Source organism: Burkholderia sp. AU6039 (genome assembly GCF_002223365.1).
Lineage (GTDB): Bacteria > Pseudomonadota > Gammaproteobacteria > Burkholderiales > Burkholderiaceae > Burkholderia.
Map to the genome: position 1 here is coordinate 630,173 of NZ_NKFK01000004.1, position 12,832 is coordinate 643,004.

The following is a 12,832-nucleotide window of genomic DNA, read 5'->3' on the forward strand; positions in this document are numbered from 1 at the left end:
GACATACGCATGACCGATTCGACCCGCTCGCTGCGCAACTGCCTTGCGCCCGCGAAACTCAACCTGTTCCTGCACATCACCGGCCGCCGTCCGAACGGCTATCACGATCTGCAGAGCGTGTTCCAGTTGCTGAACTGGGGTGACACGCTGCACTTCACGCTCCGCGACGACGGCCGCGTCGCACGCGTCACCAACGTACCCGGCGTGCCCGAGGAAAGCGATCTTGTCGTGCGCGCAGCCAACCTGCTGAAAGCGCATACGGGCACCGCGCACGGTGTCGACATCGAGATCGACAAGTGCCTGCCGATGGGGGCCGGCCTCGGCGGCGGCAGCTCCGACGCGGCGACGACGCTGCTCGCGCTGAACCGCCTGTGGCAACTCGACCTGCCGCGCGCCGAACTCCAGTCGCTCGCGGTAAAACTCGGCGCAGACGTCCCGTTTTTTATTTTTGGAAAAAATGCGTTCGCAGAGGGTATCGGAGAAGAATTAGCTGAGGTACAATTGCCGACTCGCTGGTTCTTGGTTGTAACGCCCCGCGTTCACGTCCCAACCGCTGAAATATTTTCAGATGAGTTGTTGACAAGAGATTCGAAGCGCGTCACAATTACGGACTTTCTTGCACGGCAAAGCAGCGACGCGGGATGGCCAGATAGTTTCGGTCGGAACGATATGCAGCAAGTTGTGACAAGTAAGTACGCGGAAGTTGCGCAGGTGGTCAAATGGTTGTATGATGTGACCCCCGCGAGGATGACCGGCTCCGGAGCAAGCGTGTTTGCAGCGTTTCGCAGCAAGCATGAGGCAGAAGCGGCGCAAGCCAAGCTGCCCACCAGTTGGAACGGTGCAGTTGCCGAGAGCCTGAACGAGCATCCGCTCTTCGCTTTCGCGTCATGAAGTTTTACTTTGCCGAACGGCCTACACAAGTTCGGTGAAGTTATCAGTTAAGTGTAGGGGAGTCGCCAAGTTGGTCAAGGCACCGGATTTTGATTCCGGCATGCGAGGGTTCGAGTCCTTCCTCCCCTGCCAAAATTTTCCCGCATTTCCCGCCTAAGCCCGAAGCAGGTGCACGATGAGCAGCCATGACGGCCTGATGGTTTTTACTGGCAACGCGAATCCCGCGCTCGCCCAGGAAGTCGTCAATATCCTTGGAATTCCCCTCGGCAAAGCAATGGTCAGCCGTTTCTCCGACGGCGAGATCCAGGTCGAGATCCAGGAAAACGTGCGTGGCAAGGACGTCTTCGTCCTGCAATCCACGTGCGCACCGACGAACGACAACCTGATGGAACTGATGATCATGGTCGATGCGCTCAAGCGCGCATCCGCCGGCCGGATCACTGCAGCCATCCCCTACTTCGGTTACGCCCGTCAGGATCGCCGCCCGCGTTCGGCGCGCGTCGCGATCTCGGCGAAGGTCGTCGCGAACATGCTGGAAATCGCCGGCGTCGAGCGGATCATCACGATGGATCTGCACGCCGACCAGATTCAAGGCTTCTTCGACATCCCGGTCGACAACATCTACGCAACGCCGATCCTGCTGGGTGACCTGCGCAAGCAGAACTACCCGGATCTGCTCGTCGTGTCGCCGGACGTCGGCGGCGTGGTGCGTGCCCGGGCACTCGCGAAGCAGCTCAACTGCGATCTCGCGATCATCGACAAGCGTCGCCCGAAGGCGAACGTCTCCGAAGTGATGAACATCATCGGTGAAGTCGAAGGCCGCACCTGCGTGATCATGGACGACATGGTCGATACGGCAGGCACGCTCTGCAAGGCTGCTCAAGTGCTGAAAGAGCGCGGCGCGAAGCAGGTCTTCGCCTACGCGACGCACCCGGTGCTGTCGGGTGGCGCAGGCGACCGCATCGCCGCATCGGCACTCGACGAGCTGGTCGTCACCGACACGATCCCGCTGTCCGCCGAATCGCTCGGCTGCTCGAAGATCCGTGCACTGACGAGCGCGAGCCTGCTGGCCGAAACGTTCTCGCGGATCCGCCGCGGCGACTCGGTGATGTCGCTGTTCGCGGAATCCTGATCGCGAATCGACTGAACAAAGCATGCGCGGAAAGCGAAGCGGCAACGCTTCGCTTTTTGCACAATCGGACGGGATAGACGAAACCCCGGCCGTTTCATCGGGGGCCGCAATTTGACGGCCCCGTTTTACTGCCTGGTCGCGGGCAGCTATTGGAGAATCACATGAAAGTCGTCGCTTTCGAGCGCCAAGAGCAAGGTACGGGTGCGAGCCGCCGCCTGCGCAACGCTGGTAAGACCACGGGTATCGTTTACGGTGGCGAAGCAGCCCCGCAAAAGATCGAACTCGATCACAACGCCCTGTGGCACGCCCTGAAGAAGGAAGCTTTCCACTCGTCGATCCTCGACCTCGAAGTGGCTGGCCAGTCGCAACAGGTTCTGCTGCGCGACGTGCAATACCACCCGTTCAAGCAACTGGTGCTGCACGTGGACTTCCAACGCGTTGACGCGAAGAAGAAGCTGCACACGAAGGCTCCGCTGCACTTCCTGAACGCTGAAATCAGCCCGGCCGTGAAGCTGTCGAGCGCGATCGTTTCGCACGTCGCGACGGAAATCGAAATCGAGTGCCTGCCGGCTGACCTGCCGGAGTTCCTCGAAGTCGACCTGTCGAAGATCGAAGCCGGTCAATCGCTGCACGCGAAGGACATCACGCTGCCGAAGGGCGTCGCGCTGGTCGCGCACATCGACGCGGAAAACCCGGTTGTCGCATCGGCGACGGTCCCGGCTGGTGCCGTGTCGGACGCAGCAGAAGGCGAAACGCCGGCTGCCTGAGCGGGCTGCCCACGCGCCCCATCGATCCGTTTCTCGAAACGGTCGACGCAACCCGCCGCGGCTTGCCCGGCGGGTTTTTCTTTTTCTGCGCCCAGGCGGCCGTTGCCGCCTTCGAAACGTCATGATCAAACTGATCGTCGGCCTCGGCAATCCCGGGGCGGAATACACCGCGACGCGCCACAACGCCGGCTTCTGGCTGATCGACCAGCTCGCCCGCGAAGCCGGAACGACGCTGCGCGACGAGCGCCGCTTCCATGGCTTCTACGCGAAAGCGCGCCTGCACGGCGAGGAAGTCCACCTGCTCGAGCCGCAAACCTACATGAACCGCTCCGGCCAGTCGGTCGTCGCGCTCGCGCAATTCTTCAAGATCCTGCCCGACCAGATCCTCGTCGCGCACGACGAGCTCGACCTGCCGCCCGGCACCGTGAAGCTGAAGCTCGGCGGCGGCAGCGGGGGCCACAACGGCCTGAAGGACATCACCGCGCACCTGTCGTCGCAGCAGTACTGGCGGCTGCGGATCGGCATCGGCCATCCACGCGACCTGATTCCGGAAAGCGCGCGCGCCGGCGCGAAGCCCGACGTCGCGAACTTCGTGCTGAAACCGCCGCGCCGCGAGGAACAGGACGTGATCGACGCGTCGATCGAACGTGCGCTCGCCGTGATGCCGATGGTCGTCAAGGGCGAACTCGACCGCGCGACGATGCAGCTGCATCGCAACTGACCGCATCGCACCGCTCCGGTGCATCGAGCCGTCCGGTGCCGCCGGGCGGCCCCGCCCTGCGCGCACATGCGGTAATCTGGTCGCTTTGCCCGACAGGAGCCAAGCGGTGAGCCGTTACTGGAGCGACATCGTTCAGCAACTCGTGCCTTACGTGCCGGGCGAGCAGCCCGCGCTCGCACACCCCGTGAAGCTGAACACCAACGAGAATCCCTATCCGCCGTCGCCACGCGTCGTCGCGGCAATCGCACGCGAACTCGGCGAGACCGGCGACACGCTACGCCGCTATCCCGACCCGGTTGCGCGCGCGCTGCGCGAAACGGTCGCGGCGCATCACCGGATCAAGCCCGAGCAGGTGTTCGTCGGCAACGGTTCCGACGAGGTGCTCGCGCACACGTTCCAGGCGCTGCTCAAGCACGACCGGCCGCTGCGCTTCCCCGACATCACGTACAGCTTCTATCCGACCTACGCGCGCCTGTACGGCGTCCAGACGTCGATCGTGCCGCTCGCGGACGACTTCTCGATCCGTGTCGAGGACTATCTCGACGACGCCGGCGGCGTGCTGTTTCCGAACCCGAACGCACCGACCGGGCGTGCGCTGCCGCTCGCTGACGTCGAGCGGATCGCAGCGGCGAATCCGTCGTCGGTCGTCGTGATCGACGAAGCGTATGTCGACTTCGGCGCGCAGTCCGCGATCACGCTGATCGATCGCTACCCGAACCTGCTCGTCGTCCACACGACGTCGAAGGCGCGCTCGCTCGCGGGCATGCGCGTCGGCTTCGCATTCGGTGACGCAGCGCTGATTGACGCGCTGAACCGGGTGAAGGACAGCTTCAACTCGTACCCGCTCGACCGGCTCGCGCAAGTGGCCGCGCAGGCCGCCTATGAAGACACCGACTATTTCAACGCAACCTGCCGGCGCGTGATCGACAGCCGGACGCGGCTCACGCATGCGCTGGACGCGCTCGGCTTCGACATCGTGCCGTCGGCCGCGAATTTCGTGTTCGCGCGCCATCCCGCGCACGACGCGGGCGCGATCGCAGCGGAACTGAAGGAACGGGAGATTTTCGTGCGGCACTTCCGGCTGCCGCGGATCGACCAGCACCTGCGCATCACCGTCGGCACCGACGCCGAATGCGATGCGCTCGTCGCGGCGTTGCGCGAGCTGCTGGCCTGAAACGGAAGAACCGGCGCCGGGCGGCGCCGATCTGGATGCGTGACGGTCGTGCCGAAGGACTCGAGCGCGCGCGTCACCGCGGGGTCACGACGCGTCGTCGCCCTTTTCGGCGGTCAACGCGTGATACTTCTCCATCAATTGCGCGTGCGATTCGTCATGCTGCGGATCGCGCGGAATGCATTCGACCGGACACACCTGCTGGCACTGCGGTTCGTCGAAATGGCCGACGCACTCGGTGCACTTGTTCGGGTCGATCACGTAGATGTCCGGGCCCATCGAAATCGCGCCGTTCGGGCACTCGGGCTCGCACACGTCGCAATTGATGCACTCGTCGGTAATCATCAAAGCCATACTGATCTCACTTCTTCAGGCCGGCGGCCGGCTTCGCAACGAAACCGGCCGGCGCCGCATCACGCGGCAGGGCCTCCGATCGCAGCGACTTTCTCGGTCAGCCACTTCTCGACGGACGGGAACACGAACTTGCTGACATCGCCGCCCAACTGCGCGATTTCGCGCACGATCGTCCCCGAGATGAACTGGTACTGATCGGACGGCGTCATGAACATCGTCTCGACGTCGGGCAGCAGGTAGCGGTTCATCCCCGCCATCTGGAACTCGTATTCGAAATCGGACACGGCGCGCAGGCCGCGCACGATCACGCGCGCATTGTTGGTGCGGACGAAATCCTTCAGGAGGCCGGTGAAACTCATCACCTTCACGTTCGGATAATGGCCGAGCACCTCGTTCGCAATCGTCAGACGTTCTTCGAGCGAGAAGAACGGCTTTTTCGCGCGGCTGTCGGCCACACCGACCACCAGCGTATCAAAAATGCTCGACGCACGCCGCACGAGGTCTTCGTGCCCGCGCGTCAGCGGATCGAACGTACCGGGATACACGGCGACTACCATGTCGCTCCTCCTGTCATCACGCAAACGGGATGGCAGCGGTGCGATGCGCACGCCGCTGCCGAGATGGGCATGCGTCGCCTTTGCGGCGCGCCGCCTCGTATGGAACGCGCATTATTCATCATTTTCGCGCCGCAGCAAATGATAGTGAACCGCACCGGCCTTGCCGTGCTTCACGACCTCCCAGCCGGCGAGCGCGTCGTGCGCGGCCGGATCGAGCTCCGCCCCCGTCTCCACGTACAGCGCGCCGCCCGCCGCGACGAGCGGCGCCGCCAGCGCAATCGCGCGCTCGAGCGCGGCCAGATCGTCGAACGGCGGATCGAGAAACACGACGTCGAACGCGCCCGGCGTGAGCCCGGCCGCGAGCCGCAGCGCGTCCGCCTCGGCAACCTCGACCGCACGCGCGCCGAGCTTGTCCTTGATCGCTCGCAGCTGCTGCGCGGCGCGCGGATGGCGCTCGACCATCACGACGCTCGCCGCGCCGCGCGACGCCGCCTCGAAACCGAGTGCGCCGGTGCCCGCGAACAGGTCGAGGCAACGCCGGCCTTCGAGATCCTGGCCGAGCCAGTTGAACAGCGTCTCGCGTACGCGATCGGGCGTCGGCCGCAGGCCGTCGAGATCGAGCACCGCGAGCGGCGTGCGTTTCCAGTCACCGCCGATGATGCGGATCGTGTGCGGCTTGCCGCGGCCAGAAGGGGCCGCCGGGCGGCCGGGAGAGGAACGGGACATACGGAATATCGACGACGGAGGGACCGGGCGCGCGCGGGGGCGCACCGCTAAACAGGCGCACGTTACCACAGCGGCGATGCGCGCTGGCGCGAGCGCCACGCCGCACTGATAAAATGCACGGTTTCGGCCGCCGTGCGCCGCGCCCGCGCGAACGCAGAACGGCCCGTCCGGTGCCCGCCCCTGGCGGCGGCCCGCCCTCTTCCCGACGTCAGACCATGTTCAGCTTCTTCAAACGATTCAAGAAAACGCAGGAGCCCGATCCGGCGGAATCGCAATCGGCCGACGCGCAGCAAACGGACGAACCGTCCGAAGCGCCCGCGGTCGAGGCCCCGCCCGCGGCCGACGTGCCGCAAGCACCCGCGCAACCGGCCGCGCCGGCCGTCGTGATGACGGTCACGCCGACCAACGATGGCCGCGACGAAGTCGTCGAGACGGTCGAAATCGTCCCGCCGCCGCTGCAGGACGCCACCGCGAAGAAATCGTGGCTCGCGCGCCTGAAAACGGGGCTCGCCAAGACGGGCTCGAGCATCACCGGCGTGTTCGTCAACACGAAGATCGACGAGGATCTGTACGAGGAGCTCGAAACCGCGCTGCTGATGTCCGACGCGGGCGTCGACGCGACCGAGTACCTGCTCGGCGCGCTGCGCGAAAAGGTGCGCACGGGCCGCCTGACCGACCCGCAGCAGGTGAAATCGGCGCTGCACGACCTGCTCGTCGAGCTGCTGACGCCGCTCGAGAAATCGCTGATGCTCGGCCGCGCGCAGCCGCTCGTGATGATGATCACCGGCGTGAACGGTGCAGGCAAGACGACCAGCATCGGCAAGCTCGCGAAGCATCTGCAGAGCTTCGACCAGTCGGTGCTGCTGGCCGCGGGCGACACGTTCCGCGCGGCCGCGCGCGAACAGCTGGCGGTCTGGGGCGAGCGCAACAACGTGACGGTCGTGCAGCAGGAAAGCGGCGATCCGGCCGCGGTGATCTTCGACGCGGTCAGCGCCGCGCGCGCGCGCAAGATCGACGTGATGATGGCCGACACGGCCGGCCGCCTGCCGACGCAGCTCCACCTGATGGAAGAGCTGAAGAAGGTGAAGCGCGTGATCTCGAAGGCACACGACGGCGCGCCGCACGAAGTGCTGCTGGTGATCGATGCGAACACCGGCCAGAACGCGCTCACGCAGGTCAAGGCATTCGACGACGCGCTCGGCCTCACCGGCCTCATCGTCACGAAGCTCGACGGCACCGCGAAGGGCGGGATTCTCGCCGCGATCGCGCGGCAGCGCCCGGTGCCGGTGTACTTCATCGGCGTTGGCGAGAAGGTCGAGGATCTGCAGCCGTTCAGCGCGGTCGAATTCGCGGACGCGCTGCTCGGCTGAACATCGCCGGCACGCATCGCACAGGGCGCCTTCGGGCGCCCTTTTTTCATGCGCGCCCGGTCATGCGCGGCCCGGGTGCACCGCGCTCATTCGGCGTCGGGCTGTGCGCCGGGCTCGGCGGCCTTGAACGCATCGAGCGTCGACGCATGGTCGACGATCCGCTGGATCGTCGGATAGCGCGTCGTGTCGATCGAGAAGCGGTTCGCGTTGAACACCTGCGGCACGAGGCATATGTCGGCGAGCGTCGGCGTATCGCCGAAGCACAGCTTGCCGGTGCGCGGATCGCCCGCTAGACGCGTCTCGAGCGTCTCGAAGCCCGCCTCGATCCAGTGCCGGTACCACGCGTTCTTCGCCTCCTCGGGCACCTTCAGCGTGTGCTTCAGGTACTTCAGCACGCGCAGGTTGTTGAGCGGATGGATTTCGCACGCGATCTGCAGCGCGACCGCGCGCACATACGCGCGATCGACCGGCTGCTTCGGCAGCAGCGCCGGCTCCGGATGGGTTTCCTCGAGATATTCGATGATCGCGAGCGACTGCTGCAGCGTCGCGTCGCCGTCGATCAGCGTCGGCACGACCGCATCCGGATTCAGCGCGCGGTACGCGTCCTTCAGTTGCTCGCCGCCGTCGCGCAGCATGTGCACGGGGACATAGTCGAACGGCAGCTGCTTCAGGTTCAGGGCGATCCGCACGCGGTACGACGCGGAACTGCGGAAATAGCTGTAAAGCTTCATGGGATGTCTCTCGTAGTCGTATTCGGCCGGCGACGGCACGGGCGCGGCGCAGCCGGCGCGCACCGCCGGGACTCAGAGTGTAGCGCGCCGCGCCGCGCGGCCTCGCTTGGCGGCAGCCGCACCCGTGCGATACTCGGGGCATTCCTCACCGCTCACAGCGCGGCCCGATGCCGGCCGCCCGCCCCACGCCCCGATGACCGCTTCCCACGATCCCGCCGCCGTTCCGTTCCCGTGCGCCCGCTTCATCAAGGAAATCGGCCGCGGCCCGCACGGCGCACGCGCGCTGTCCGCCGAGGACACGTTCGAGCTCTATCGCGCGATGCTCGACGCACGCGTGTCGGACGTCGAACTCGGCGCGATCCTGATCGCCTATCGGCTGAAGGGCGAATCCGCCGACGAGCTGGCCGCGATGCTCGCCGCCGCGCAGGCGTCGTTCGAGCCGGTGCACGTGCAGGATGCCGCGTTCCGCCCCGTGTCGATCCCGAGCTACAACGGCGCGCGCAAGCAGCCGAACCTCGTGCCGCTGCTCGCGCTGCTGCTCGCGCGCGAAGGCGTGCCGGTGCTCGTGCATGGCGTCGAGCAGGATCCGGGCCGCGTGACGAGCGCCGAGATCTTCTCGGCGTTGTCGCTCGCACCGTCGGCTTCGCACGATGCCATCGAGGACATGCTCGCCGAGCGCCGCGTCGCGTTCGCGTCGATCGAGGTGCTGGCGCCGCGCATCGCACGCCTGCTGTCGATGCGCAGCGTGCTCGGCGTGCGCAACTCGACGCACACGCTCGTGAAGATCCTGCAGCCGTTCGCGCCGGCCGGCCTGCGGCTCGTCAACTACACGCACCCGCCGTACCGCGACAGCCTGGCGCAATTGTTCCGCGACCATCCGGATGCCGCGCTCGGCGGCGCGCTGCTGGCACGCGGCACCGAGGGCGAAGCCGTTGCCGACACGCGGCGCCAGGTGCAGGTCGACTGGCTGCACGACGGCGTGTGCGACACGCTGATCGACGCAGAACGCTCGTCGACCGATGCGCCTGCTGTCGCCCTGCCCGAATCGCGCGACGCGGCCACGACGGCCGCGTGGACCGACGCCGTATTGCGCGGCGAAGTGCCGGTGCCCGACACGGTCGCCCGGCAGGTCGCGACGATCGTGCAGATCGCCCGCATCGCACGCTGAAGGCACGCTCGCGAACCGGCCCCGCTTGCAGGGCATTTGACACGCGAGCGCATCCTGGCATAGAGTGGCCCTCATGCGTTCCCTTCCGAACACCCTCCGAATTACCTCCGGCCGCCTAGCGCGGCCGCTATCGCTACGACTAGCCTAAGGCTTTGGTAGCGCCGTGTGCTGTCCGCACGGTCCCTCCCAGCAGTTCCTCGCAGTACCCCTCTCGTAGTTTTTACAACCCGAAGTCGTCAGCATTCGTCCGTCTATCCGTCGGCCGACTCGCGAAGATCATCCGCATCCGCAGCGCGTTTACGTGCCGCGGAGCGAGGCAGCGCCAACCGTCGCCCATGCCGCCCGTCTTCGCTCGCGACTTGAGACCCGAGGTCCAGAAGATGCAGCGCAATCCGCAAGACAAGTACCGTCCGTTCGAGCCCGTCCGCCTCAATGGCCGCAAATGGCCGTCGCGCACCATCGAGCGCGCGCCCGTCTGGATGAGCACCGACCTGCGCGACGGCAACCAGTCGCTGATCGAGCCGATGAGCATCGAGCAGAAGCTCGAGTTCTTCGAGATGCTGGTCGCGATCGGGTTCAAGGAGATCGAAGTCGGTTTTCCGTCGGCGTCGCAAACCGACTTCGATTTCGTCCGCAAGCTGATCGACGACAAGCGGATTCCCGACGACGTGACGATCGAAGTGCTCGTGCAGGCGCGCGAGGACCTGATCGCCCGCACCTTCGATGCGCTCGAAGGCGTGCCGCGCGCGATCGTGCACCTGTACAACGCGGTCTGCCCGTCGTTCCGCCGCATCGTGTTCGGGATGTCGAAGGCCGACGTGAAGGCGCTCGCGATCGACGGCACGCGCATCATCAAGGAACACGCCGCCGCGCGCCCCGACACGCAGTGGACCTTCCAGTACTCGCCGGAAACCTTCAGCATGACCGAGCTGACGTTCGCGCGCGAGATCTGCGACGCGGTCGCGCAGACCTGGCGGCCGACCCGCGATCACAAGATGATCGTCAACCTGCCGGCCACCGTCGAAGCCGCCAGCCCGAACGTGTTCGCCGATCAGATCGAGTGGATGGACCGCAACCTCGCGTACCGCGACAGCATCGTGTTGTCGGTGCATCCGCACAACGATCGCGGCACCGCGGTCGCGGCGGCCGAACTCGCGCTGCTCGCGGGCGCCGACCGCATCGAGGGCTGCCTGTTCGGCAATGGCGAGCGCACCGGCAACGTCGATCTCGTCACGCTCGCGCTGAATCTCTACACGCAGGGCATCGATCCGGGGCTCGATTTCTCCGACATCGACGCGGTGCGCCGCGTCGTCGAACGCTGCAACCAGATTCCCGTGCATCCGCGCCACCCGTACGCGGGCGACCTCGTGTTCACCGCGTTCTCGGGCTCGCACCAGGACGCGATCCGCAAGGGCTTCGCGCAGCAGCGCCCCGACGCGGCCTGGGAAGTGCCGTACCTGCCGATCGACCCGGCCGACCTCGGCCGCAGCTATGACGCGGTGATCCGCGTGAACAGCCAGTCGGGCAAGGGCGGCGCGACGTTCCTGCTCGAACGCGGGATGGGCTTCACGCCGACGCGCCGCGTGCAGATCGAATTCAGCCATGCGGTGCAGACGCTCGCCGACGCGTCCGGCGAGGAAGTGACCGGCGACGCGATCTGCGCGTTGTTCGCGCGCGAATTCTTCGACACCGACGGGCCGGCCGAGCGACACGGCAACGGCGTGCGCTGGCAGAACCGCGAGATCGCGGCAGCGCCCGCGGCAGACACGACGCCCGACGAGGCCGTGCGACGTTTGGCCGCGGCATTCGCGGCGGCCGCCGGCGCCGCGATCGACGTCGCGTCGTGCGAACACGCGCGCACGACGGATGGACGGATCGCGGTATCGGTCGGCTGCCGGGTCGGCGATGCGCCGCTGCGGCACGGCGTCGGCCTGCACGCCGATGCGGCGAGCGCCGCGCTCGACGCGGTCGTCAGCGCGATCAACCGCTCGGCCTGGCACTGCGCGGATCGCCGCGCGGCGGCCTGAGCGGCAGGTTCCGTTTCAGGGTTCAAACGTCAGCGAGTGGGGCGTGACCGCCCGTGCGCCGCGCGATCCGCGTCGCACGAGGCAGCAAAAAGCGGCCCAGAAGGCCGCTTCGGTCGGGACATGAAAAGGAGCGCCACGCGCGCTCATGTCTCGGTCGCGCACCGCGTCGCCTGCCACGCGAACAGGCTCCAGCGGCCCTGCTGGTGGGTGTGGACGGAGGTATAGGCAATCGGGAAGACCAGGCCGCCGTTGTTCGTTTCCATCTCGATCAACGCGCGCCCGGTGACGACGCAGGTTTCATCGCCGACGGGCAGCACGTCCTGCGACTGGATTTCGATCTGGCGATAGCGGCGGCGGCCGGCGACGATGGCGTCGATGAACTGCTGCTTGGTTTCGCGTTTGCCGTTGGTGTGGACGAAGAACACCTTGTCCGACAAAAGCGTGTCGAGCGCCTCGCCGTCCCCGTCCACCATCGCCCGGAACCGATCGCGCTCGAGCGCGCGGATCGCATCGACCACCTTCGCCATCGCCTGACTCCTCGGCAACGCGCACGCCGTGCGCGGGCGTGCGGATCAGAAGTTGTACTGCAAGTAGAACTGGTGGAAATTTATACCAGGATTCGGCTCTTTGATACCCGCGTTAGACACATGTTCAAAACGGTAGCCGACCTGATACTGTTGCCGTTGGCCGAACTGCACGCCCACCCCCGCCGTCGGCGCGAACTGGAACGCGGTGCCCAACGAGAAGTGATCCGAGATCGTCGGGTGCGTCAGCAGCCTCACGCCGCCGCCGGCCTCGATGAACGGGCGGATCTCCCCGGCGCTCTTGATGAAGCGGAACATCGGCGTCACGCCGAATTCGCCGATGTTGCCGTGGACGTTGCCGCCCGTGTGCCAGTAGCCGGCGTGCCCTTCCACGACGAACGCGAAGTGCCAGCCGCCGATTTCCCACCAGTTCCAGCCCGGATCCCACACCACGCCGAGATCGGCCTTGTCGACCCCGCGGCGATCCGAAAAACCACCGCCCGCCTGAATCCCCCATCGATCCGCACATGCCGCACCCGATCCGGCCAGAAGGGACGCCGCCAGCATCGCGTGCAGCGCAAGCCGGCTGCGGGGCCGGCGATTCTTCTTATTGTTCATCTGTCACTCCAACTTTGGGGGTTGAATGGAGCCAGCCGCATCGGCCGGCTCAAGCGAACTGAATGGTATGGTAAA

The 12,832-nt window shown here is 66.1% G+C and carries 14 protein-coding genes and 1 tRNA gene; 9 read left to right on the forward strand and 6 right to left on the reverse strand.

Features of this window, described 5'->3' with window-relative positions; all coding sequences use genetic code 11:
- Nucleotides 1-9: 9 nt before the first annotated feature.
- From ispE to hisC, 6 genes are all read left to right on the forward strand, one after another.
- Nucleotides 10-891, forward strand: a complete 882-nt coding sequence (ispE, locus tag CFB39_RS15605; protein ID WP_089473582.1) for a 4-(cytidine 5'-diphospho)-2-C-methyl-D-erythritol kinase — start codon at nucleotides 10-12, stop codon at nucleotides 889-891.
- Nucleotides 892-946: 55 nt separating this feature from the next.
- Nucleotides 947-1,023, forward strand: a tRNA-Gln gene (locus CFB39_RS15610).
- Between the two features lie 43 nt (nucleotides 1,024-1,066).
- A complete protein-coding gene (locus tag CFB39_RS15615) occupies nucleotides 1,067-2,023 on the forward strand; it encodes a ribose-phosphate pyrophosphokinase (RefSeq protein WP_089426358.1) in 957 nt (318 codons plus the stop codon).
- Between the two features lie 161 nt (nucleotides 2,024-2,184).
- Entirely contained in the window at nucleotides 2,185-2,790 is a 606-nt protein-coding gene (locus CFB39_RS15620; protein WP_085042200.1) for a 50S ribosomal protein L25/general stress protein Ctc, read from the forward strand.
- Between the two features lie 121 nt (nucleotides 2,791-2,911).
- A complete protein-coding gene (gene pth / locus CFB39_RS15625; protein ID WP_006477776.1) occupies nucleotides 2,912-3,511 on the forward strand; it encodes an aminoacyl-tRNA hydrolase in 600 nt (199 codons plus the stop codon).
- A 106-nt stretch (nucleotides 3,512-3,617) separates the two neighbouring features.
- The gene (gene hisC, locus CFB39_RS15630) at nucleotides 3,618-4,685 is read left to right on the forward strand and encodes a histidinol-phosphate transaminase (protein ID WP_089473583.1); all 1,068 of its coding nucleotides are present in this window, start codon (nucleotides 3,618-3,620) and stop codon (nucleotides 4,683-4,685) included.
- Nucleotides 4,686-4,769: 84 nt separating this feature from the next.
- On the opposite strand, the gene CFB39_RS15635 is transcribed toward hisC, so the two are convergent.
- The 3 genes from CFB39_RS15635 to rsmD form a co-directional block, all read right to left on the reverse strand.
- Nucleotides 4,770-5,036: a YfhL family 4Fe-4S dicluster ferredoxin gene (locus CFB39_RS15635; RefSeq protein ID WP_069248899.1), complete on the reverse strand. Its 267-nt coding sequence runs from the start codon at nucleotides 5,034-5,036 to the stop codon at nucleotides 4,770-4,772.
- Between the two features lie 59 nt (nucleotides 5,037-5,095).
- On the reverse strand, nucleotides 5,096-5,593 hold the full coding sequence (gene coaD, locus CFB39_RS15640; protein WP_039346084.1) for a pantetheine-phosphate adenylyltransferase: 498 nt from the start codon (nucleotides 5,591-5,593) through the stop codon (nucleotides 5,096-5,098).
- A gap of 111 nt (nucleotides 5,594-5,704) precedes the next feature.
- Nucleotides 5,705-6,319: a 16S rRNA (guanine(966)-N(2))-methyltransferase RsmD gene (gene rsmD / locus CFB39_RS15645; protein ID WP_089426360.1), complete on the reverse strand. Its 615-nt coding sequence runs from the start codon at nucleotides 6,317-6,319 to the stop codon at nucleotides 5,705-5,707.
- Nucleotides 6,320-6,534: 215 nt separating this feature from the next.
- Between rsmD and ftsY the strand changes: the two genes are divergently transcribed.
- Complete coding sequence (gene ftsY / locus CFB39_RS15650; RefSeq protein ID WP_089473584.1) at nucleotides 6,535-7,689, forward strand: signal recognition particle-docking protein FtsY; 1,155 nt, start codon at nucleotides 6,535-6,537, stop codon at nucleotides 7,687-7,689.
- 86 nt (nucleotides 7,690-7,775) lie between these two features.
- Here the strand turns inward: ftsY and maiA are convergent, their stop codons facing one another.
- Nucleotides 7,776-8,420, reverse strand: coding sequence for a maleylacetoacetate isomerase (gene maiA, locus CFB39_RS15655; RefSeq protein ID WP_089473795.1), 645 nt, complete (start codon nucleotides 8,418-8,420; stop codon nucleotides 7,776-7,778).
- 193 nt (nucleotides 8,421-8,613) lie between these two features.
- On the opposite strand from maiA, the gene ybiB reads away from it, so the two are divergent.
- Both ybiB and leuA read left to right on the forward strand, forming a co-directional pair.
- On the forward strand, nucleotides 8,614-9,588 hold the full coding sequence (gene ybiB / locus CFB39_RS15660; RefSeq protein WP_089473585.1) for a DNA-binding protein YbiB: 975 nt from the start codon (nucleotides 8,614-8,616) through the stop codon (nucleotides 9,586-9,588).
- Nucleotides 9,589-9,968: 380 nt separating this feature from the next.
- The gene (gene leuA, locus CFB39_RS15665) at nucleotides 9,969-11,615 is read left to right on the forward strand and encodes a 2-isopropylmalate synthase (protein WP_089473586.1); all 1,647 of its coding nucleotides are present in this window, start codon (nucleotides 9,969-9,971) and stop codon (nucleotides 11,613-11,615) included.
- 143 nt (nucleotides 11,616-11,758) lie between these two features.
- Here the strand turns inward: leuA and CFB39_RS15670 are convergent, their stop codons facing one another.
- Nucleotides 11,759-12,142, reverse strand: a complete 384-nt coding sequence (locus CFB39_RS15670; RefSeq protein ID WP_069248904.1) for a nuclear transport factor 2 family protein — start codon at nucleotides 12,140-12,142, stop codon at nucleotides 11,759-11,761.
- A 45-nt stretch (nucleotides 12,143-12,187) separates the two neighbouring features.
- Nucleotides 12,188-12,757 carry an acyloxyacyl hydrolase gene (locus CFB39_RS15675; protein ID WP_089473587.1) on the reverse strand — a complete coding sequence of 190 codons (570 nt, stop codon included), beginning with the start codon at nucleotides 12,755-12,757 and terminating at the stop codon, nucleotides 12,188-12,190.
- Nucleotides 12,758-12,832: the final 75 nt, after the last annotated feature.

Bases quoted from the DNA above. Each gene is read 5' to 3' on its own strand.
- ispE (WP_089473582.1), top strand. From the start codon at position 10: ATGACCGATTCGACCCGCTCGCTGCGCAACTGCCTTGCGCCCGCGAAA.
- CFB39_RS15615 (WP_089426358.1), top strand. From the start codon at position 1,067: ATGAGCAGCCATGACGGCCTGATGGTTTTTACTGGCAACGCGAATCCC.
- CFB39_RS15620 (WP_085042200.1), top strand. From the start codon at position 2,185: ATGAAAGTCGTCGCTTTCGAGCGCCAAGAGCAAGGTACGGGTGCGAGC.
- pth (WP_006477776.1), top strand. From the start codon at position 2,912: ATGATCAAACTGATCGTCGGCCTCGGCAATCCCGGGGCGGAATACACC.
- CFB39_RS15635 (WP_069248899.1), bottom strand. From the start codon at position 5,036: ATGGCTTTGATGATTACCGACGAGTGCATCAATTGCGACGTGTGCGAG.
- coaD (WP_039346084.1), bottom strand. From the start codon at position 5,593: ATGGTAGTCGCCGTGTATCCCGGTACGTTCGATCCGCTGACGCGCGGG.
- rsmD (WP_089426360.1), bottom strand. From the start codon at position 6,319: ATGTCCCGTTCCTCTCCCGGCCGCCCGGCGGCCCCTTCTGGCCGCGGC.
- ftsY (WP_089473584.1), top strand. From the start codon at position 6,535: ATGTTCAGCTTCTTCAAACGATTCAAGAAAACGCAGGAGCCCGATCCG.
- maiA (WP_089473795.1), bottom strand. From the start codon at position 8,420: ATGAAGCTTTACAGCTATTTCCGCAGTTCCGCGTCGTACCGCGTGCGG.
- ybiB (WP_089473585.1), top strand. From the start codon at position 8,614: ATGACCGCTTCCCACGATCCCGCCGCCGTTCCGTTCCCGTGCGCCCGC.
- leuA (WP_089473586.1), top strand. From the start codon at position 9,969: ATGCAGCGCAATCCGCAAGACAAGTACCGTCCGTTCGAGCCCGTCCGC.
- CFB39_RS15670 (WP_069248904.1), bottom strand. From the start codon at position 12,142: ATGGCGAAGGTGGTCGATGCGATCCGCGCGCTCGAGCGCGATCGGTTC.
- CFB39_RS15675 (WP_089473587.1), bottom strand. From the start codon at position 12,757: ATGAACAATAAGAAGAATCGCCGGCCCCGCAGCCGGCTTGCGCTGCAC.